Below are 19,334 nucleotides of genomic sequence, written 5' to 3'. Positions count from 1 at the left end.
AATCAACTGGTTGTTTTAGAACCATGGCGTGATGCGGTCCCAATGTCAACCGGATGGTTTAATTCCTCCATGACGTACGACGCCGAGGCGACCAAGCAGCGGATCTTCGCGGCCGCCGCAGTGGAGTTCGCCGAGCACGGCCTGGCCGGGGCCAGGATCGAGCGCATCGCCGCGGGCGCCCGCGCCAACAAGCAGGCGATCTACCTCTACTTCGGCAGCAAGGAGAAGCTGTTCGGGGCGGTGGTGGCGGCCAAGCTGCAGGAGATCTGCCACGTCGTCGACCTCGACCCGCGCTCGCTGCCGGACATGGTCGGCGTCCTGTTCGACTGGTATCAGGAGCATCCCGAGCTGGTCCGGCTGCTGCTCTGGGAGGCGCTGGAGTCAGGCGACGGTCCGCTGCAGGGCGAGCAGACCCGCGCCGACGCCTACAGGGACAACGTCCGCAACATGGCGGCGGCCGGGCTGACCGACGAGCGCCAGGCCCGCGACTGGCTCTTCACCATCCTGGGACTGGTGGCGTGGAACTTCTCGGTTCCGCAGCTGCGCAGGCTGGTGCTCGACGAGCCCGACCCGGCCAAGGCCCTCGCCCGACGGCGCGCCGTCGTCGTGGACCTGGCCAGGACCCTCACCGCCAACGCCCCCGTCGACGACTGACGGCACGCCGCCGTACCCGGCCCCGCGTCGTCAAACGCGGCCGAATCGCTGACTGCTCGCCGGCGTGTCTAGCCGGCGGCGCGGCGGATCGGCATCCAGGTGGGAGCCGGGACGTCGGCCAGGAAGTCGCCGACCAGGCGAGCGCACAGCTCGGGCCTCTCGTGCAGGAGCAGGTGAGAGGTCTGCGGCACGACGGCGAGCTGGGCGGCGGGCAGTGCCCGGTACATCCGCAGGGTGTGCTCCAGGGTGATGATGTCGTCGTCGGCGGCCATGACCAGCACGGGGCACCTGACGGCGGCCAGGTCGTCCTGGACCAGGGGCCGATCCTCGGTCACCGACCGGGCCACCTTCGCGATCACGGCGGGGAAGTGGTCCGCCCCGTCCGGCGACACCTCGGCATAGGCGGAAATCAGCGGCGGAGGGGGCGGACCGTCAGTGCTCGGCTTCAGGATCATCCCGTCCGGATCGAAGCCGCCGCTGATCAGGACGAGCCGCTCGACCATGTCGGGGCGGCGCACGGCGGTCCACAGCGCCACGGTCGCTCCGGCGCTGTATCCCGCCAGCCGCACGGGACCGCCGACGGTCTTCTCGATGAACGCCGCGGTGTCGTCCGCGAACGCCTCCATGGAGAACGGCCCCGGCACGTCAGGGGTGTGGCCGTGGCCCCTGCGTTCGGGGAGCAGGAGCCGGAACCGCTCGGCCAGCGCGTCGAGATTGCCGTTGAAGTCCCGGCTGTCGGTCAGGCCCCCGTGCAGGAGCACCACCGGCTCGCCCGCTCCGCGCTCGTCGTACCACGTGTGCACGCCGTTCACATCCATGTAGTCGGCCATCGTGCCGCCCTTTCCTTCATCGCGGGTAGGTCTCTGGAGTTGATACGGCACGGCGGCCGGAAACTCATCGCACGCCCCGCCGGGGATCTACTGGGGCGCACGCCGGAAGGGCCACCGTCGTCACCGACCAGCAGCCCTCTCCCGTACCTCGGCCTGCCGCTCGGCACGCAACTCGAGTCCGTACTCGGCCGCAGCGGTCAGGCCAGCTCGTAGATCAGCAAGGTGCCGTCGACGCGACGGGCCAGGGCCCACAGCCGGGTGGTGCCGGGCACCGGCACGATGTCCACAAACCCCGCCCACCCGGCTCCCGCGGGTAGCGTCGGTCTGGTCCAGCGGCCGCCACGGAAGTTGAGCACGTACGGCTGCCCGTGGGCGGCGCAGCTGCTCGCGCAGCGTCTGGAACACCCCGCACTCGTACACGCTGCGCAAGATGCGCTGATGGCCGCGCTTGTCGGTGCGATACATCAGCTCGGCCAGCTCGGCGGGCACGATGCGGTCCACGGGGACGGACTCGCCGGTGGCGTAGTACTTGGTGCGGTTGGTGGCCTCGGCCTTGTATCGCTTGATCAGCGCCAGGGCCGTCATCATCGGCGCGTGCACGGTGTTGGTCGAGCCGAACTCCAGCGCCTCCAGGATCTGGACCAGCCCGGTCCGGTAGTGGTTGGTGTAGGAGGCCTTGAACACCCGCTGGCGGTGCTGGCGGTAGGTGCTGCCCTTGTGGGTGTACTCGTGCAGCAGCGCGACCAGCGTGTCGACGCCGCCGGGCACGGCCGGGTAGATCACCTCGCTGACCGTCTCCTCCGGTGCCTCCAGCGCGGCCCGGGTCATCTTGAACAGGATGTTCTCCTTGCCCGAGACCCGTTTGAGCTCGTTGATGAACTCCTTGGTCACCACGGTGTCGGCGCGGGCGTTGATGCGATGCACGGTGGTGATCAGCAGGTCCACCAGCGCGTCGATGATCTCCCTCTGCCGGCAGTGCAGGTAGGCGGCCAGCAGGGTGAGTTTGATGGCGTCCGGGTGCTCACGCAGATGGCTGGGCGCCTCGGCGGCCACCCGGGATCGCCAGGCCAGCAGGACGGCGGGCGCGATGTCGGTGAACAGGTCCTCCGGCAGCTGTATCGCTCGTATCGCGCCGAGCTTGAACGCCTCCCGCTCGATGGACTTCACGCTGACGTTGCCCGGCTCCTCGCGGATCGCGGCGAAGATGTCGGCGCCCTCGAGCTCGTCCTCGTCCTGCTCCTCTTGCCCCTGCTCGTGCCCAGCCGCCTGGTCGGTCGTGTTGGCGTTTGCTGCAGTCTGGGCCCCGCCCGCCTCGGCTATCGCCTCAGCTGCGGCGCCCTCCGAGGCGGCCTTGCCGTCGGGTTCCTTGTCCGGTGAGGCTGTGCGCCGGGCAATCAGTTGGCCCAGCTCGGTGGCGGGGACCTTTACCTGGCCGGCGACGAACGCGACCGCCTCGTCCGGCAGTTCGGAGCGGCCCTCGGGGAAACGCCCGTGCTGGGCGAAGAACTTCAGCCATAACGCCAGCGCCAGCTTGGACGGACCGGTCCGGCCGGTCAGCAGGTCCGGCTCCTTGCCGATCAGCAGCCAGTGCTCGATCAGCTCATCTTCGTCCAGGGTGCGCCGCACGGCGCGGTTCAATCGTTAGAAGGAGACCGCGTGCCCAGAACTCCGGAAGCCGCCGCCGCGGTCCGCGACGCCACCAGCAACGGGCTCCGCACCGCCGCAGTCTTGTCGTTGGCGCCGTTGCAGTTCTCCACGACCCGGGTGTCGCTGGGCCCCAACGTCTCTGGCAGGTCATGCGGGGAGGTGTTCCGCGTGGGTGGGAGTGGCGAGGTTACCCAGGCGGAGCAGGCCGCTCCTACGGTTAGCCCATGACCACCGAATGCACCACGGCGCTGACCGATCTGATCGACAAGGAGGAGCTCCACGGTTTGCTGGTCCGGGGTTGGCGGGCCCTGGACCACAAGGACTACGACACCTGGATCGGGTGCTGGACCGAGGACGCCGAGCTGGCCTTCGGCCCCTGGGAGCCGCTGCACGGCGCCCGCACCATCAAGGCGACGGTGATCGCGGCGGAGGACTCCTACGCCGCGATGTTCCACTACCTTCTCAACACCCACTTCGAGATCGACGGCGACCGCGCCACCGGAGTCGGCTACATGTTGTTCGTCGGCGTCCCCGACTCCGCTGAGGCGGGTGCGCATTTCGACATGGGCGGCTCTTACACCTGGGAGTTCGTCCGCATCGATGCCGGTTGGAAGGTCGCCAGGCAGCACCTGACCATGTCCTGGACCTTGGGCGTCGACAGCCTGGGGTCCTTCTCGTGACCGCCGGTCCGCTGGCCGCGTTCCTGCGGGCAAGGCGCGCCGCCGCCAGCCCTCAGGAGCACGGCCTGCCCGTGGGGCAGCGCCGTACGCCGGGGCTGCGCCGAGAGGAGGTCGCCATGCTGGCCGGGGTGTCGACCGACTACTACATCCGGCTGGAGCAAGGCCGCGACCGCCGCCCCTCGGCCCAGGTCGTCGAAGCCCTGGCCGTGGCGCTCGGGCTGAGCCCGGACGCCGCCGACCACCTGCGTACACTGGCGTCCCCCACGCCGCGACCTCGCCCCGGCAAGGTGGAGTACGCCGACGCGTCGCTGATGCAGCTCATGGATGGCTGGCATACCAATCCCGCGCTCATCTTCGACCGGCACCTCAACCAGCTGGCCGCCAACCCGCTCGGCGAAGCGTTGTTCTCCTGGGCGGGAGAGCAGGACAACCTGGTCAAGGCGGTCTTCCTCCTGCCCGCTGCCCGCACCTTCTACCTAGATTGGCCGATGATCGCCGAGAACTGCGTCGCGGCACTGCGCGCCGGCGCCGGGCACGACCTCGACGATCCAGCCATGGTGGCGCTGGTCGGCGAGCTGTCGCTGAAGAGCGCCGACTTCGCCCGCCTGTGGGCACGCCACGACGTACGCAACAAGGTCGCCGAGATCAAACGCTTCCACCACCCCCTGGTCGGCGAGCTGGAGCTGAGCTACCAATCCCTGACCGTCAACTCCAGCCCCGGCCAGCAACTAGTCGTCTACCAGGCCGACCCGGGCAGCCCCGCGGCCACCGCCCTGGCCCTGTTGGGCAGCCACCACGCGAGCACCACCACAGCGGCTACCGCCGAGAAGGAGCACTCATGGGGTGTGACCGAGATACGCGCCAAAGGGGCAACGGGATGATCTTGAAGTCCTGATCCGCTCGGATTTACGTGCGGCGACGTGCATCGGGGTCGCGTTCGGCGACGTGCCGGGTGACCGAGTCGACGCCGGGCCGTGCGTACCGCTCCAGGACCGTACGGAGGCGTGGCGAGGAGAGCCGGGCCCGGCCGGTCTCTGGGCACACGTCGAGCGTCGGTGTCCCGGACGGGGCCTTGCGGTCGGTGAGGAACAGCGGGCCGCGGGTGCGGCGGGCGATCAGGCGGGGCAGCAGTTGGGCGGTGCCGGACTGCCAGTGAATCCACTCGGTCGCCCCGCCCTTGGCGGTGATCCTGCCGCGCTTGTCCTGCGGGTACAGGTCTTCCACGTTCAGGCACAGCACCTCATCGGCCCTTGCTGCGTTGTCAGCGAGATCCGGTAGATGCGGGCGGAGGACTTCGCGATGCCCGCGCCGGTGAGGTACCGCTCGACCGCCACGGTGTACGTAGCCGGCGGGGCGGACAGGGGCACGACCCGGGCGCGCGGCAGCCGCAACGCGCCCCCGCTCACGATGTCGGTCACTGGTTCGATCGCCATGCCCGTCCCGCCCTTCCGGCTCTGCCGCAGTAAGTGCGTACACCTCGCCCCAGGAGCCGGAATGGCCCGCCGCAGGTCGCGGTGATCACGGTAGGGGTTCCGCCGCAGTAAATCCGGCATTTACCGCGACAGCACTCCAAGGAAGCAAGCACTACGCATTGCAGCGATGGTTACCGAGCGCTACTTGTCGGGTGGCGGCAGCTACATGAGAACTCGCACAGCCCTCAGTGCAATGCGTAGTGCTTGCTTCCTTCGGACTCAGGGGAACTCGCAGTATTTCGTATACCTCCACATACTGCGCTGCACTGGCGGCGTCAGGGACGCGAAGGGTAGGTCTCGCAGTCCCCGGTTGAACGTGGCCTGGTAGCCAACGTCGGAGCGACCGACACTCGTATCACCGTACGAACGGAAGGAGGCGGTGATGGAGGACCGGAACGCGCTCGGTGAGTTCCTGCGCTCGCGCCGCGAGCGGCTGCGCCCCCGGGACGTGGGCCTGGCCCTCAGTGGGCGGCGCCGCACTCCTGGTCTGCGACGGGAAGAGGTCGCGCTGCTGGCCGCCCTCTCCTCCGATTACTACTCCCGCCTGGAGCAGGGCCGGGTGAAGACCCCCTCGGAGGCGGCTCTGGCGAGTCTGGCGCGGGCGATGCGCCTGAGCAGCGAGGAACAGCAGCACCTGTTCCGCCTCGCCGGTCAGCGACCGCCCGAGCCGCACTCTCCGTTGGCCCATGTCGATCCGGCGATGCAGTACCTGCTCGACGTGCTGGACAGCACCCCGGCGCAGGTCTGCGACGACCTGCTCACGGTCGTGGCGCAGAACCGGGCCGCCGAGGCGTTGCTCGGGGCATGGACCGGGCTGCCCGGCTACGAGTCGAACGTGACCTGGCGCTGGTTCGCCGACCCGGCCTCGCGTGAGCTGAACGACCCCGCCGAGCACGAACGCATCGGCCGCGCCTACGCCGCAGATCTGCGCGCCGGCCTGGCCAAACGTTCGATGCGCGATGTCGCCGCCCATGATCTGGTGGCCGACCTCCTGGCCCGCAGCAGGGAGTTCGCACGTGTGTGGGAGGAACATGATGTCGCGGCGCTGTCCTCGACGCCCAAACGCATCCTGCACCCTCTGGTCGGCGACCTGGACCTGCAGTGCGATGTGGTGCTCAGCCCGGCGACCGGGCACCGCCTGGTCCTGTTCCGCCCGCGTGTGGGTTCCGACGCCGCCGCGAAGTTCGACTTCCTGACCGTGCTGGGACCGCAGTCCTTCGACTGAGTCCGCCCCGCCCGAGCCCACTTTCTGCCCCCGCCGGTCCGACCGGACCCGCGGCCCCCAGGCACGCCCTCGTGCCCTCGCCCATCGACCTGAACAACACCGAGAAGGAACACCGTGAACATCACCAACAGCACCGTCTTCATCCCCGGCGCCACCTCCGGCCTGGGCCTGGGCCTGGCCCTGCGCCTGCAGGCCGCCGGCAGCACCGTCATCGTGGGCGGACGCCGCACCGAACTGCTGCAGCAGATCGCCGCCGAGCACCCCGGTATCGACACCGTCGAGATCGACACCACCGACCCGGCCTCCATCGCCGCCGCGCAGACCGACCTCGCACAGCGTTACCCGGCACTGGACGCCCTCGTCACCATGGCCGGCATCATGGAACCGGAGGACCTGCGCGACCCGGCATCCCTCGACGTGGCCGAGCGCACCATCGCGGTCAACCTGCTCGGGCCGATCCGCCTGGTCAACGCCTTCCTGCCCCATCTGCTCGCCCAGCCCACGGCGACGGTCATGACGGTCAGCTCCGGCCTGGCCTACGTGCCGTTGGCCGCCACCCCGACCTACAACGCGACCAAGGCCGCGATCCACTCCTTCACCGAGTCGCTGCGGGTGCAGCTGACCAAGAGCAACGTGCGGGTGATCGAACTGGTCCCGCCGGCCACCCGGACCACGCTGATGGGCCAGCAGAACAGCGACGTCGCCATGCCGCTGGAGGAGTTCCTCACCGAGGTCATGGGCCTGCTGCGGACCCAGCCCGACGCCGAGCAGATCCTCGTCGAGCGGGTGAAGTGGCAGCGCAACGCCGAGGCCGAGGGCCGCTACCAGGACGTCCTGAACGTCCTGAGCGCCCGCTACCGCGACTGACCCACCGGACCGGGACGGGCGACGTTCGCGCCGCCCGTCCCGGTATCCCGGCGATCTCCTAGCAGGAGCCGTGAACACCGTCGCGTTGAACGACGGCCGGCGCATCCCGCAGCTCGGCTTCGACACCCTCAATTGACTCCGGCACCCCCTTGAGCGCCCTGGGGCGTACGGGCTCGCTCACGCTGCCCACCACCCGACCGGCCCCCAGCCGTCTGGCCAGGGTGCCCGCCACCGAGCCGATCGACCCGGCCGCACTGGAGACGACTACCGTCTCTCCTGCGCCCAGCGCCGCGATCGTCAGCGCGGCATGGGCCAGCTCAGTCTGCGCCAGCCCCAGCACCGGATCGGCCTCGGCGGGCAGTACCCGCACCCGCGCGGTGTCGAGCACGGCATGCCGGGAGCACCGCCCCTCAGCAGCAGCCCCATCGCAGCCCGCAGCCCGATCAGCCGATTACGGACCAGCACCTGCTCCGGGGCCTCCAGCACCGTCTCGACGATCTCCAACCGCCCTTTGGCGGCCAGGTGCACCTCGCGTGTTCGCGTCATGTGGCCGACGCTAAGCCTTGACCCTTACGTCAAGGTCAACTCCGGCGCCTTGGCTGGTAGTGGCACGCCTACCCAGCCTTCTCGCGCCGTTCCTACGGTGAGATCACCCCATCGGAACGGAGCCCCGAATGTCCGCGAGAACCCGCAATCTCGTGCTCGTCGTCGCCCTGTCGGCGGCGTCGCTGCCGGCTTGCTCGACCGCGCCGCCCTCCGACCGCGAGACCGCCATCGCGGCCCTACCGCCCACCCCGTCGACCCCGTCCATCCCGTCCATCCCGTCCAGCAACGACCAGACACCCCAGGAGGCCGCCGTGACCACCACCAGCCCGAAGCCCACCCGTCACCCCTACGTCGGCATGTGGGTCACCAGCGACGGCCACATCCGCCAGGAGCTCACCGCCGACGGCCGCTACGACGAAGCCCGCGGTACCCGTACCAGCGCCTACACCGGCAGCTACACCATCACCGGCAACCAGATCGACTACGTCGACGACACCGGCTTCACCGCCGACGGCACCTTCGTCGATGCCGACACCCTCCACCACGGCGGCATGATCTTTCACCGCCGACGCTGATCCCCGTCCGTCGGTGGCTACGGGTCGACGTTCAGTCCAAGAGCCGTGGCGATGGTCACGGCCTGAGTGATGTCGATACGGGCGCGACCGAGCCGCACCACGAGAGGATCCAGCGTGGACAGGTCGCTGCCGCGGAGGTCGGCGCGGGTGAAGTCGGCGCTGTGCAGCAGTGCTCCGGACAGGTCCACCTTGCGCAGAGTGGCGCCTTCGCAGCGGGCTCCGGTCAGGTCCGCCTCGCGCATGCTCACATCGACGAAGGACGCCGAGCCCAGGGGCGCCCCGGGCAGGCCAGTGAGCGACCAGTCCCCGCCCTCGACCTTCAGCAGGTCGAAGGTGCACCGGTCAAACATGCTGCCGACGAGCTTGCAGCGGGTGAAGGTCGCGTCGAAGAAGGCGCTATTGGTGAAGGTGCAGTTGAGGAACGCGCTTCCGCAAGGCGGCAGTGCTGCTGATGGCCGAGCAGGGCTACCACGCCACCACCCTGCGACAGGTCGCTGCCCGGGCCGGAGTGGCCAGCGGTCTGCCCTCGCACTACTTCGGTAGCAAGGACGGCCTACTCCTCGACGTGGCCAACGGCTGGCGCGACCGGACCCGGGCCGCGCTGGCGGCCCTGGCCACTCCCCCTGGCGCAGAACCCGCCACCGCCTTGGCCCTACTGGTCCGCTCGGCGCTCCTGGGCCTGGACACCTCCCCCGAGGAGATCGAAGAAGGGCGTGCGGTCTCGGCCCTGCTCGCCGACCCCCAGGCACGACACGTACTGCGCGCCGCGCACGCCGACGAGGAATCGGTCGACCTTCTCGACTCCCTGGCCCAGGCTCTGCGGGATTGCCATTCGCCCGACCCTGAGGGAGATCGCCTCCTACTGCTCGCCGGGATCCGCGGCGGGCTGTCCCTGGCTGCCGAAGATACGAGCTTCCCACTCCGCGACCTCGAGGAGGTCCTCCTGTCCCGCGTTCTACGCACGCAAGCCGCCGCAGGGGATCCCCTCCGGTAACGACATCGGCAGCGGATCGACATCGTCGTCGCCGCGCGGACCGCGAGTGGCCCTGAACTGCGAAAACACAGTAGATAGCGGCTGGTGCAGTCAGCCTTACCGACGGCCGTACCTGGACGCCCGGCCCGGGCAGGTCGCTATCGTGCAGCCGTGACCGGTCCCACGCAGCGCCCGCTGCTCTTCCTCGATGTCGACGGACCACTCATTCCCTTCGGCCCGGCACCGCGGCAGCATCCGGACGGACACCCGACCTACCAGACGAGTCGCGAACCACCAGAACCCGGCTCGAATCCGCTCCTGGCCAGGATCAATCCCGCGCACGGCCCCCGCTTGACCGCACTACCGTGCGACCTGGTCTGGGCCACGACCTGGATGGACGATGCGAACGAGTGCGTCGCACCGCGGATCGGTCTGCCGCAGTTGCCGGTGGTGACCTGGCCGGAGCCGTCCGACGTCGACGAACAAGACGAGCGGGACGGGCTGCACTGGAAGACCCGCGCTCTCGTCGGCTGGGCAGCCGGGCGCTCATTCGCCTGGGTCGACGACGAGATCACTGACATCGACCGAGCCTGGGTGTCCGCACACCACCGAGGACATGCCCTGCTCCATCGTGTCGACCCCGGTCAGGGCCTCGGCGACGCCGACTACGCCGCTCTGAACGAGTGGTTGCACGGCATGTGCGGAGACCACGGGTTGACCAGGATCTGAGCCGCGCGGCCGGTGGTCGACGTTCGTGCCGTCATGTGTTGATCTGCAGGACCCATACGGACACGTGATCGGCGGCGTGGGTGTAGACGACCCGGAAGGTGTCGGCGCGCAGCTCGAACGCCCCCGGGATGCCGCCGTAGGGGCGCGCGCCGAGCGGCTCGGGCTCCTCGGTGAGGTCCAGCAGGGTGTCCAGAATCATGACGCGCAGGCCGGCAGCGGCGCCTCGCAGGGCCTCACGCGCGGCCTCCGCGAGGTGGAGCGGCCGCTTCAAGCGCGGTCGCCGGGGACGGACAGCCCGAAGTCGGCATAGAGCGCGTCGCGGCTCTCATACCGGTGCATGCGCACCTCGCCGCGCCCGTGAGCGGCGATGGCCTCGCGGACCTCGGCGGTCTCCCGCTCTTCGCGCAACCTCAGCAACTCCTCGTACTCCTCTTCGGAGATGAGCACGGCCCGCTCCTCATCGGAACGGCTGATCATCGTCGGCCTGTGCGCGTGCACCGCGCGGGACACCAGGACGCCGAGCTTGCTGCGGGCTTCTGCGATGCCCAGCGCGTCGTTCTTCATAGGCAAACCATACGCACAGGATGTGCATCATGCACAGATGTCAGATCTGAACACTTGCCCGAACCTCTATCCGCTTGTCCTGATGCGGTGCAGCAAGGGCGGACTCCAGTGGTCGCCGTAGGCCTCCCGCAGCCGGGGCAGTCGCCAGTCGTCGCCGGTCACGGTCCCGCGGCAGAGGGGACTGCCGCAGAGGCAGGTCATCGACCATGCTTCGATGCCGGTGTGGGTGGCGTAGTCGATGGTCAGCTCTTCGCCCCGGTCGATGTCGCGCCGGGCGATCGCGGTGGTGGCGTCGGCGTGCCAGAGGTTGGGATCGCAGGAGTGGTTGCCGTAACGCACCGGGTGGGCGGGATCGAGGAGCAGGTGGAGGCCCGCCTCGACCGTCAGGCTGCTGTAGGGCGGCGTGAGAGAGGCGAGCGTCCGATCGTCGATGAGCTGCCCGCCGAAGCGCATGACCTCGTCACCCTGGTCGATCCGGGCGGTGGCGAACAGTCCGGCGCCCTGGATGGAGGACGAGCCGACGCGCGCGCTCGGGGTGAGCCGGCATTCGGCCGGGTAGACGTCGGTCATCGGTGATCATCCTCCCGCACATGCCCGGACTACCGCAGCAGGCTCCGGACCTCCGCCAGCAGGTCGACCTGGGCTCGCCAGTCTCCACCCGAGATCCCGATGATCGCATGCCTCGCCCCGGCATCACGGTAGACGGCCAGCCTCTCGGCGGCCTCCTTCGGATGGCCGGTGAGCGGGAGGTCGACGACCTCCTCCAGGGGGCGGCCGTAGGCGTTGCCGATGCCCGACGCGATCTCCTCCCGGGACGGGACGCCGGCCCCGGTTCCCAGGGCTGCGGCGCCTCCGATCGCGATCGTCGGCGTAGGCCGGTCGTGTCCGGCGGCCAGTTCGGCGAGTCGCGCTCCGCCGTCCGCGACCTCGCGGGGCGAGACGAGGGACGGGAACCAGCCGTCGCCCAGCCGCGCCGCCCGCCTGATCGCCGCGGCAGAGGCGTTGCCCACCCACACCTGCGGCATCGCCGCGGCCGGCGCCAGCCGAACCGTCGGCTCGCCGGTTTCGTCCCGCAGCCGGACCTCCTCGCCTGCCAGCAGCCGGGGGAGCAGTTCCAGGGCCGTGTCGGTGCGGCGGCCGCGCTCGCCGTAGGGGACCCCGGCGGCCGCCCACTGCCCGGGGCCGCCCCCGGAACCGACTCCCAGGACAAGGCGGTCACCGGACACGTACTGCAGGGTCGCGATCTGCTTGGCGGCCCAGACGACGGGCCGGATCCCGGGAACGAACACGCTGGCGCCGATCCGGATCCGGGTGGTGGACGCGGCGGCCGTGGCCAGGGCGATCGACGCGTCCAGCGTCGGCCCTCCGACGGCCAGGTGGTCGCCGTGCCACACGCCGTCCAGCCCGTTCGCCTCCGCGTGCCGGGCGGCCTCCCGCAGGTCGATGCCATCCCTGCGCTGGACGGCCGGCCCGGGGAGGATGACGCCGATCTCGAAGTTCTCCATGGCCACAGCGTGCAACCTCAAGTCAGGTTGACGTCAACTCGCCTGAAGCCGGTCAGTGGACCAGGACCGACGGATCCCGTTCCGGCTGCCCGGCGGGCCACCACTCGTCACCGCGCCGCTCGAACGGATACCAGCGGCCGTCGCGGCCGTAACGCAACTGCAGGTCACCCAGCGTCCACCGGTTACGCCACGCCTCCACCGCGACGGGGCGCTCTCCCTCCCTGCCGGACTCCAGCAGCGCCTGCGCCCTGGCCAGGACCTGCCTCGGCGGGGTCCAGGCGGATTCGAGCACGTCCAGGCCGTCGATCCCGCCCTGTCGCCAGGCCTCCACGGCGGCGTCGAGGCCCAGGTCCAGCTCGAACGCGGCGGACATCCGTACCCTGTCCTGGTATTCCGTCAGCGTGACCAGCCGGCCGGAGGTCAGCAGCTCGCGCGCCCGGGAGGCGGCGGAGGCGGCGAGGACCTCGAGGGCGGCCACGTCGACGCCGGGGGCCGGCTCCAGCCCGAGCGGCGAGAAGGCGGCGTCCAGCGGGGGAGGGGCCGGCAGCGGCGGGACGCCCGTCGCGAACGCCTCGGCGGCCGGGGTGCCCTGCGGAGCGGCGGCGGGCACGTCACGCTGCTGGAGTGCCTCGATCAGGTCCTGCTCTCCGCGCCCACGCAGCAGCAGGAGTACGAACGGATCTCCGTCGAGCAGCCAGGACGCCTGGTAACACAGGGCGGCCGCGTGCTTGCACGGGTGCCCCCAGTCGGGGCAGGCGCACCCGGGCTCGAGGTCGCCCACCGTGGGCAGCAGGGGAACGCCCGCGTCCTCGGCGGCCTCGACGAGGTCGTGGGGCATGTCCCGGTCGAGCAGGGCGGCGATGTGCCCGGCCTTGGCGGCCACCTGGTCCAGGAAGCGTTCCCACTCGGCGTCGGTGAGCTGCTCGACGTGGACGACGGTGTCGTACTCGTCCTCGGTGACGGCAGCCAGGCGGCCGGGGCTGACGGTGATGGGGCCGACCTGGCCGGTCTTGGCGTACGCGCGGCCCTTCTGCAGCATGACCTGGTCGAGCGAGGTGTCCTCCAGGGCCTTGATCCAGGCGCGGCCCCACCAGGAGGTGGCGAAGCGGGCGCCGGCGCGCTGGCGGGGGAAGGCGGGGAATCCGCGGGCGGCGTTCAACTCAGCTCCACGAGTGCGGCGAGTTCGGCGTCGGTCAGCTCGGTGAAGGCGGCCTCGCCGCCGGCGAGCACGGCATCGGCCAGGGAGCGCTTGGCGGCGAGCATCTGGGCGATGCGGTCCTCGATGGTGCCTTCGGCGATCAGCCGGTGGACCTGCACGGGCCTGGTCTGGCCGATGCGGTAGGCGCGGTCGGTGGCCTGGTCCTCGACGGCGGGGTTCCACCAGCGGTCGTAGTGGATGACGTGGTCGGCGCGGGTGAGGTTGAGCCCGGTGCCGGCCGCCTTCAGCGACAGCAGGAACACCGGCGCGTCGCCGTCCTGGAAACGCCGGACCATCTCCTCCCGCTTGGCCACGGGGGTGCCGCCGTGCAGCAACTGCGTGCCGACGCCGCGGGCGGCCAGGTGCTTGTCGAGCAGCCGGGCCATGGCGACGTACTGGGTGAAGACGAGCACCGCGCCGTCCTCGGCGACGATCGTGTCGACCAGCTCGTCCAGCAGCTCCAGCTTGCCGGACCGGCCGGGCAGCCGGGGCGCGGCCTCGTGCAGATACTGGGCGGGGTGGTTGCAGATCTGCTTGAGCCCGGTCAGCAGCTTGACGATGAGCCCGCGCCTGGCCATCCCCTGCGCGGACTCGATCTGACCCATGATCTCCCGCACGGCCGCCTCGTACAGGCCTGCCTGCTCGGTGGTGAGCGCGACGGGCCGGTCGGTCTCGGTCTTGGGCGGCAGTTCGGGCGCGATCCCGGGGTCGGACTTGCGCCGGCGCAGCAGGAACGGCCCGACGAGCCTGGCCAGCCGCTCGGCCGTGGCCTTGTCGCCGGACTCGACGGGTTTGGCCCATCGTGAGCGGAACCTGGCCAGCGAACCGAGCAGGCCGGGCGTGGTCCAGTCGAGGACGGCCCACAGCTCCGACAGGTTGTTCTCCACCGGCGTCCCGGTCAGCGCGACGCGGGCTGCCGCCGGGATCTCGCGCAGCGCCTTGGCGGTGCCCGAGGCCGGGTTCTTGACATGCTGGGCCTCGTCGGCGACGAGCAGGCCCCAGGAGTGTTCGGCGAGCCGCTCGGCGTCCAGCCGCATGGTGCCGTAGGTGGTGAGGACGAACCCCTCCTCTGCCAGGCTCCGGCCGGCGCCGTGGAAGCGGCGCACCGGGACGCCGGGCGCGAACCTGGTGATCTCCCGCTCCCAGTTGCCCAGCAACGACGCGGGACACACCACCAGCGTCGGCCCGGCCTGCGCACGGTGCAGGTGCAGGGCGATCAGCGTGATGGTCTTGCCCAGGCCCATGTCGTCGGCCAGGCAGGCGCCGAGGCCGAGCGAGGTCATCCTGGCCAGCCAGCGCAGCCCCTGGAGCTGGTAGTCGCGCAGCGTGGCGGCGAGTCCCCGCGGCGGGCCGATGTCCTCGGGCTCGGACAGCCGGTCGCGCAGCTCGCGAAGCCAGTCGCTCGGCTCGACCGCCACCTGCTCGCCGTCGACCTCCACCGTCCCTGTCAGGGCGGCGCCTAGGGCGTCGAGGCCGGTCAGGGGCTTGAGATCGCGCTGGCGGGCCTTGCGTGCGACGTCCGGGTCGATGAGCACCCACTGGTCGCGCAGCCGCACGACCGGGCGGTGCGCCTCGGCGAGCTGGTCCATCTCGGCGGCGGTCAGCCGCTCGCCGCCGAGGGCGAGCTGCCAGTCGAAGCTGGTCAGGTGGGGGCCGCCGAGGAACGACGGCATGTCGGACGGCGCCGGGTCGCGCTCGCCGAGGACGGCGCGGGCGCTCAGGCCGCGCACCAGCGACCTGGGCCAATGCACCTCGACCCCGGCCGCGGCCAGGCGCTCGGCGGCTCCGGCGAGCAGATCCTCGACGTCGCCGTCCGACAGCGTGAGTTCGTCCGGCACGGCGCTGTCCAGCAGCGCCTCCAGCCGTGGCCAGAGGCGGGCTGCGCGGCGGATGGCGATGGTCGCGTCGATCCGGGCCCGCCCGCCGAAGCGGGGGTCCGTGCCCTCCCACAGCTCGGCCGCGTCCACCACCAGCGCGGGGTCGGCCAGGCTGTGGAGCTGGACGACCGCGCGGAACTCCGCGCGCTCCAGGTCGCCGGTCTCCAGGCGCAGCGACAACCGCACGCCGGAGTCCAGCCCCGCCGACACCTCCGCCGCCCAGGACCGCAGCCGGGGCACCTTGACCGGCTTGGCCGCGGCGAACGCGGAGCTGCCGGTGGCCCGCACCGCGCCTGGCGAGCGCGGCATCGCGTCGGCCACCGCGTCCAGGAACGCCCGCACGTGACTCTCCGCCTCGGGCAGGCGCAGGTCCTCGTCGATCGGTACGGCGCGGGCCGCGGCCGGCATGGCGTCGGCCAGCTCGCGGATGCGCCGGGCGTCCGCCGCGTCGAACGGCCCGGCTCGCCAGGAGTCGTGATCGGCGGCGGTCACACCGGGCAGGATGCGGCCCCTGGTGACGAGTTGGAGTGCCACCAGTGACGCGGCGCCCCAGAACCGTGCGGCAGGGTGGGCGGCCTCGTCGCCCCGCGCTCTGGCCAGGGCGGCGACGGCCTCGGCGACGGGGACCCGGGTGGCGGGGGCCTCCCGGGTGCGCAGCTCGCCGCCGTGCTGCTCGACGACGGTGACGGTGGCGTCGCCCTGAGGGTCGAGGAAGGCCATTCGCCCGGATCTGGGGGGATCGCTGGGTTCGAAGACGACCGCGTGCCGTACGGAATCGTGTGTGAGGCTCACGGCCGTACAGTGTACGGTACGTGAGGGGTGCGGTTTACCACAGCCAGGGGCGGCCGTCTTCCTCATACCGCGATATGGACGATCATCCGTAGCCTTATGGGCATGGTTGATTGGGTTGTGGAGTTGATGGACACCCTCGGGGCGCCGGGGGCCGGGATCGCGATCGCGTTGGAGAACCTGTTCCCGCCGCTGCCGAGCGAGGTGATCCTCCCGCTGTCGGGGTTCACGGCGAGCAGGGGGAAGATGGACCTGCTCGACGTCCTGCTGTGGACCACGATGGGATCCGTGGTCGGCGCGCTGGCCCTCTACTGGATCGGGGCGCTGCTCGGCCGCGAGCGCACGCTGGCGATCGCCGCCAAGCTGCCGCTGGTCAAGATCTCCGACATCGAGAAGACCGAGGCGTGGTTCCTCAGGCACGGCAAGGCGACGGTGTTCTTCGGACGCATGATCCCCATTTTCCGCAGCATGATCTCGGTGCCCGCCGGGGTCGAGCGGATGTCGCTGGTGACGTTCCTGCTGCTGACGACGGCGGGCAGCGCGATCTGGAACACCATCTTCGTGATGGCAGGCTACCTCCTGGGCGAGCAGTGGGAGCTGGTGGAGACGTACGCGGGCATCGGGTCGAAGGTCGTGCTGGGCCTGGTCGTCCTGGCGGTGCTGGTCTTCATCGGGGTACGGCTGGGCGAGCGGCGCAAGGGACGGCATGCGGCCCCTCGCTGAGGGAGCGCGGATCCTCGGCGCGGTGGCCCTGGGAGCGGTGGCCCTGGGAGCAGCGGTCACCGCGCCGGTCGGGATCGTCTTCCTGCGGCTGGTCGTCTGAGTCTGGAGCGGGAAAGTCAGCTGTGGGCGAGCGCCTGGGTGGGGGTGAGCCGGGCGGCGCGACGGGCCGGATGCAGGCCGGCCAGCACGCCGGCACAGAGCGCCGCCAGCCCGCCCCCGGCCAGGGCCTGACCAGGCAGAACGAGTGGCCGGCGCGTCGGAGGGACGGCTGACCGCGACCTGGTCCGGGCGCTCGGGATCGGCCGTCGCCGCGAGCACCGACCACGCTCGGGCCAGTGCCTCGTCGGTGGCGCGTACGTGCACCGTGGACGGGTGGCCGTCGAAGCCCGGCAGTTCCTCACCCACCAGTGCCGAGCGGTCGGCGACAGCGGCAGGGGGCCGGCATCCGGTCACGGTCCACCAGCGGCCGGCGATGAAGACCCGCTGCCCGGCGTGAGTGATGCCGAGTCGCTCAGCGGAGACCGCGCCGCTCCTGGAGTCCTCCCTCCTCCTGCACGGATCGATCGGACAATCACGGCCGTCTTGACAATTTTATTTGTCGGTGAGACGGTAGTGACACACACCCCAAGTTAAGGAAGAGACCGATGAAGAAGATCGTCGCAGGGCTGTTCATCTCGCTTGACGGCGTCGTGGAAGCGCCGCAGAAATGGCACTTCCCCTACTACGACGAGGACATGGGGCGATCCGTGGGCTGGCTCATGGAGCGGGCCGACGTCCTGCTGCTGGGCCGCCGCACCTACGAGGAGTTCGCCGCCCACTGGCCGCACCAGGACCCCGCCGAGCCGCTCGCCGCGACCCTGAACAACATCACCAAGTACGTCGTCAGCGGCACGCTCGACACCGCCTCCTGGCAGAACACCACGATCATCAGCGGCGACGTCGCCGCCCGCCTGACCGAGCTCAAGCGCCAGCCCGGCAAGGACATCACGATCTCCGGCAGTCCCACGCTGGTCACCTCGCTGCTGCGCGACGGCCTGCTGGACGAGCTGCACCTGCTCGTGCACCCGATCGTGATCGGCAGCGGGCAGCGGCTGTTCGAGGACGGGATCGGGGAGATCCCGCTCAAGCTGACGGCGTCCGAGTCCTTCAACACCGGCGTGCTCGACCTGACCTACGAAAGGGCCTGACAATGACCACCAAGACCGTTGCCGACAAGCTGCTCGTCAAGCCGGGCGGCACCGTGTGGATCTCCCACGACGAGCACGAGTCCCGTCTCGGCCCGCTGCCCGAGGGAGCCAAGCGCGTCGACGACCTGCGCGAGGCCGCCGTCGCGGTGCTCTTCGCCGCCGACGCCGCCTCGGCCCGCAGCCTTCTCGACGAGCAGCACGACCGGCTGACCGGGCCCGCGACCTTCTGGGTCGCCTACCCCAAGGGCAACCAGGCCGACATCAACCGCGACACGCTCTGGCCGATCGTGGGTGAGTACGGCCTGCGGCCGAACGGGCAGGTGGCGGTGGACGAGGTGTGGTCGGCGCTGCGGTTCAGGCCGCTCAAGGAGGGCGAGGCCCCGTTCGCCGGCGGAGCCGCGTAGTCACCTGGTGATCGCAGCGGAAGAGGGGCTGCTGGAGCCATCGCCGATGGTCTCACGCTCTCGTGCGTGGCGGGGAAGAGATCACCGCCGACGCGGTCGGCTCCGATCTACGGCACTCTCCCGGGGATGGGCTCGAAGCCCATGGCAGTGGATGACGTGTTGCAGGACGGAGCGCATCGCCGGGTGGTGCGGATAGGCGACACCGTCCGCAGGCCCGTCCAACCGTGGACACCGGCCGTTCACGCCCTACTCCGTCATCTCCAAGCCGTCGCCTTCCCCTACTCGCCGCGCGTCCTGGGGATCGACGAGGAAGGCCGCGAAGTCCTGACCTACTTGGAAGGCGACTCCGGCCCCGAGGGCTGGGGCAAGGTGGTCGACGACACCGTGCGTGACCCCCGGATCCACCGCCCGCTCGCCGAGCTGACACTCGAGGAGGACGGCTTCCACCGGCTCGCACCGGAGGTGCAACTGCTCTACAAGGCCAAGGGCAGCCGGCCGAAGGACGAGACCGATTTCGAGGCGGTCCTCCCACTGCTGAGCGACGGGCAACGGCGCTGGCTGGACGAGGCGCTGGAGACTGAGCACGGCACACACCCCTGGCACGAGCGCCTGCGCCGTGATCCATGAAACAGCGGCATCGCCGACGTCTCCAGCACGTTTGCGTTCGGCACGACTTCCTCGAACACCACGTTCGTTGAGACGGGACAGGCACGCCACCGACATCGCAGAGCGAGTTCGAGCAGCCGAAGCGAAAGTGTTCAGACCTACGTTGCGGGCTCGGGCGAGTGTGCGGGCTGTTGGGCGGTCAGGCAGGGATGACCCCCGATCGGCTCCCGGACGGGACGGGAAGACCGGCCTGACGTTCCCGGACGTCTGAGCCTGGATGAGG

At 70.4% G+C, this 19,334-nt stretch carries 25 protein-coding genes; 12 read left to right on the top strand and 13 right to left on the bottom strand.

Annotated features, from left to right (window positions below):
• Nucleotides 1-69: 69 nt before the first annotated feature.
• Entirely contained in the window at nucleotides 70-654 is a 585-nt protein-coding gene (locus V5E28_RS12670; protein WP_336207009.1) for a TetR family transcriptional regulator, read from the top strand.
• A 68-nt stretch (nucleotides 655-722) separates the two neighbouring features.
• Here the strand turns inward: V5E28_RS12670 and V5E28_RS12665 are convergent, their stop codons facing one another.
• Nucleotides 723-1,484, bottom strand: a complete 762-nt coding sequence (locus V5E28_RS12665) for an alpha/beta fold hydrolase (RefSeq protein ID WP_336207008.1) — start codon at nucleotides 1,482-1,484, stop codon at nucleotides 723-725.
• Between the two features lie 120 nt (nucleotides 1,485-1,604).
• Entirely contained in the window at nucleotides 1,605-3,110 is a 1,506-nt protein-coding gene (locus tag V5E28_RS12660; protein ID WP_336207007.1) for a DUF4158 domain-containing protein, read from the bottom strand.
• 245 nt (nucleotides 3,111-3,355) lie between these two features.
• Between V5E28_RS12660 and V5E28_RS12655 the strand changes: the two genes are divergently transcribed.
• A complete protein-coding gene (locus V5E28_RS12655) occupies nucleotides 3,356-3,811 on the top strand; it encodes a nuclear transport factor 2 family protein (protein WP_336207006.1) in 456 nt (151 codons plus the stop codon).
• Entirely contained in the window at nucleotides 3,808-4,692 is an 885-nt protein-coding gene (locus V5E28_RS12650; RefSeq protein WP_336207005.1) for a helix-turn-helix transcriptional regulator, read from the top strand. Before V5E28_RS12655 ends, V5E28_RS12650 begins: the two co-directional genes overlap by 4 nt.
• Before the next feature lie 25 nt (nucleotides 4,693-4,717).
• On the opposite strand, the gene V5E28_RS12645 is transcribed toward V5E28_RS12650, so the two are convergent.
• Nucleotides 4,718-5,035, bottom strand: a complete 318-nt coding sequence (locus V5E28_RS12645) for a hypothetical protein (RefSeq protein WP_336207004.1) — start codon at nucleotides 5,033-5,035, stop codon at nucleotides 4,718-4,720.
• 2 nt (nucleotides 5,036-5,037) lie between these two features.
• A complete protein-coding gene (locus V5E28_RS12640; RefSeq protein WP_336207003.1) occupies nucleotides 5,038-5,244 on the bottom strand; it encodes a hypothetical protein in 207 nt (68 codons plus the stop codon).
• A gap of 421 nt (nucleotides 5,245-5,665) precedes the next feature.
• Between V5E28_RS12640 and V5E28_RS12635 the strand changes: the two genes are divergently transcribed.
• Together V5E28_RS12635 and V5E28_RS12630 are read left to right on the top strand one after the other, a co-directional pair.
• Entirely contained in the window at nucleotides 5,666-6,508 is an 843-nt protein-coding gene (locus V5E28_RS12635) for a helix-turn-helix transcriptional regulator (RefSeq protein ID WP_336207002.1), read from the top strand.
• A 114-nt stretch (nucleotides 6,509-6,622) separates the two neighbouring features.
• Nucleotides 6,623-7,375 carry an SDR family oxidoreductase gene (locus V5E28_RS12630; protein ID WP_336207001.1) on the top strand — a complete coding sequence of 251 codons (753 nt, stop codon included), beginning with the start codon at nucleotides 6,623-6,625 and terminating at the stop codon, nucleotides 7,373-7,375.
• A 58-nt stretch (nucleotides 7,376-7,433) separates the two neighbouring features.
• Here the strand turns inward: V5E28_RS12630 and V5E28_RS12625 are convergent, their stop codons facing one another.
• A complete protein-coding gene (locus V5E28_RS12625; protein WP_336207000.1) occupies nucleotides 7,434-7,745 on the bottom strand; it encodes a hypothetical protein in 312 nt (103 codons plus the stop codon).
• Nucleotides 7,673-7,921, bottom strand: coding sequence for a hypothetical protein (locus V5E28_RS12620; protein WP_336206999.1), 249 nt, complete (start codon nucleotides 7,919-7,921; stop codon nucleotides 7,673-7,675). The genes V5E28_RS12625 and V5E28_RS12620 overlap by 73 nt, the downstream gene beginning before the upstream one ends.
• Nucleotides 7,922-8,049: 128 nt before the next feature.
• On the opposite strand from V5E28_RS12620, the gene V5E28_RS12615 reads away from it, so the two are divergent.
• Complete coding sequence (locus V5E28_RS12615) at nucleotides 8,050-8,496, top strand: Atu4866 domain-containing protein (protein ID WP_336206998.1); 447 nt, start codon at nucleotides 8,050-8,052, stop codon at nucleotides 8,494-8,496.
• Between the two features lie 17 nt (nucleotides 8,497-8,513).
• Here the strand turns inward: V5E28_RS12615 and V5E28_RS12610 are convergent, their stop codons facing one another.
• Entirely contained in the window at nucleotides 8,514-8,846 is a 333-nt protein-coding gene (locus tag V5E28_RS12610; protein WP_442945801.1) for a pentapeptide repeat-containing protein, read from the bottom strand.
• Between the two features lie 92 nt (nucleotides 8,847-8,938).
• On the opposite strand from V5E28_RS12610, the gene V5E28_RS12605 reads away from it, so the two are divergent.
• Both V5E28_RS12605 and V5E28_RS12600 read left to right on the top strand, forming a co-directional pair.
• Entirely contained in the window at nucleotides 8,939-9,490 is a 552-nt protein-coding gene (locus V5E28_RS12605; protein WP_442945800.1) for a helix-turn-helix domain-containing protein, read from the top strand.
• Between the two features lie 150 nt (nucleotides 9,491-9,640).
• Nucleotides 9,641-10,198, top strand: a complete 558-nt coding sequence (locus V5E28_RS12600) for an HAD domain-containing protein (RefSeq protein WP_336206997.1) — start codon at nucleotides 9,641-9,643, stop codon at nucleotides 10,196-10,198.
• 31 nt (nucleotides 10,199-10,229) lie between these two features.
• On the opposite strand, the gene V5E28_RS12595 is transcribed toward V5E28_RS12600, so the two are convergent.
• The 6 genes from V5E28_RS12595 to V5E28_RS12570 all read right to left on the bottom strand — a co-directional run bounded on the left by V5E28_RS12595 (nucleotide 10,230) and on the right by V5E28_RS12570 (nucleotide 16,134).
• Complete coding sequence (locus V5E28_RS12595; RefSeq protein ID WP_336206996.1) at nucleotides 10,230-10,469, bottom strand: type II toxin-antitoxin system RelE family toxin; 240 nt, start codon at nucleotides 10,467-10,469, stop codon at nucleotides 10,230-10,232.
• Nucleotides 10,466-10,762, bottom strand: coding sequence for a type II toxin-antitoxin system prevent-host-death family antitoxin (locus V5E28_RS12590; protein WP_336206995.1), 297 nt, complete (start codon nucleotides 10,760-10,762; stop codon nucleotides 10,466-10,468). Before V5E28_RS12590 ends, V5E28_RS12595 begins: the two co-directional genes overlap by 4 nt.
• Before the next feature lie 66 nt (nucleotides 10,763-10,828).
• Nucleotides 10,829-11,332, bottom strand: a complete 504-nt coding sequence (locus V5E28_RS12585) for an SET domain-containing protein (RefSeq protein ID WP_336206994.1) — start codon at nucleotides 11,330-11,332, stop codon at nucleotides 10,829-10,831.
• Between the two features lie 29 nt (nucleotides 11,333-11,361).
• Entirely contained in the window at nucleotides 11,362-12,267 is a 906-nt protein-coding gene (locus V5E28_RS12580) for an LLM class flavin-dependent oxidoreductase (protein ID WP_336206993.1), read from the bottom strand.
• A 52-nt stretch (nucleotides 12,268-12,319) separates the two neighbouring features.
• The gene (locus tag V5E28_RS12575) at nucleotides 12,320-13,426 is read right to left on the bottom strand and encodes an SWIM zinc finger family protein (protein ID WP_336206992.1); all 1,107 of its coding nucleotides are present in this window, start codon (nucleotides 13,424-13,426) and stop codon (nucleotides 12,320-12,322) included.
• A complete protein-coding gene (locus V5E28_RS12570) occupies nucleotides 13,423-16,134 on the bottom strand; it encodes a DEAD/DEAH box helicase (RefSeq protein ID WP_336206991.1) in 2,712 nt (903 codons plus the stop codon). The genes V5E28_RS12575 and V5E28_RS12570 overlap by 4 nt, the downstream gene beginning before the upstream one ends.
• A gap of 102 nt (nucleotides 16,135-16,236) precedes the next feature.
• Between V5E28_RS12570 and V5E28_RS12565 the strand changes: the two genes are divergently transcribed.
• The 4 genes from V5E28_RS12565 (at nucleotide 16,237) to V5E28_RS12550 (ending at nucleotide 19,072) form a co-directional block, all read left to right on the top strand.
• Complete coding sequence (locus tag V5E28_RS12565; RefSeq protein WP_336206990.1) at nucleotides 16,237-16,854, top strand: DedA family protein; 618 nt, start codon at nucleotides 16,237-16,239, stop codon at nucleotides 16,852-16,854.
• A 644-nt stretch (nucleotides 16,855-17,498) separates the two neighbouring features.
• Nucleotides 17,499-18,041, top strand: a complete 543-nt coding sequence (locus V5E28_RS12560; RefSeq protein ID WP_336206989.1) for a dihydrofolate reductase family protein — start codon at nucleotides 17,499-17,501, stop codon at nucleotides 18,039-18,041.
• Nucleotides 18,042-18,043: 2 nt separating this feature from the next.
• Entirely contained in the window at nucleotides 18,044-18,445 is a 402-nt protein-coding gene (locus V5E28_RS12555; RefSeq protein ID WP_336206988.1) for a hypothetical protein, read from the top strand.
• 141 nt (nucleotides 18,446-18,586) lie between these two features.
• A complete protein-coding gene (locus V5E28_RS12550) occupies nucleotides 18,587-19,072 on the top strand; it encodes a hypothetical protein (RefSeq protein WP_336206987.1) in 486 nt (161 codons plus the stop codon).
• Nucleotides 19,073-19,334: the final 262 nt, after the last annotated feature.

The organism is Nonomuraea sp. LPB2021202275-12-8 (assembly GCF_037044575.1).
Classification (GTDB): Bacteria; Actinomycetota; Actinomycetes; order Streptosporangiales; family Streptosporangiaceae; genus Nonomuraea.
Note: the sequence above shows the minus strand (reverse complement) of the source record. Positions and strands in the feature narration are given on the sequence as shown.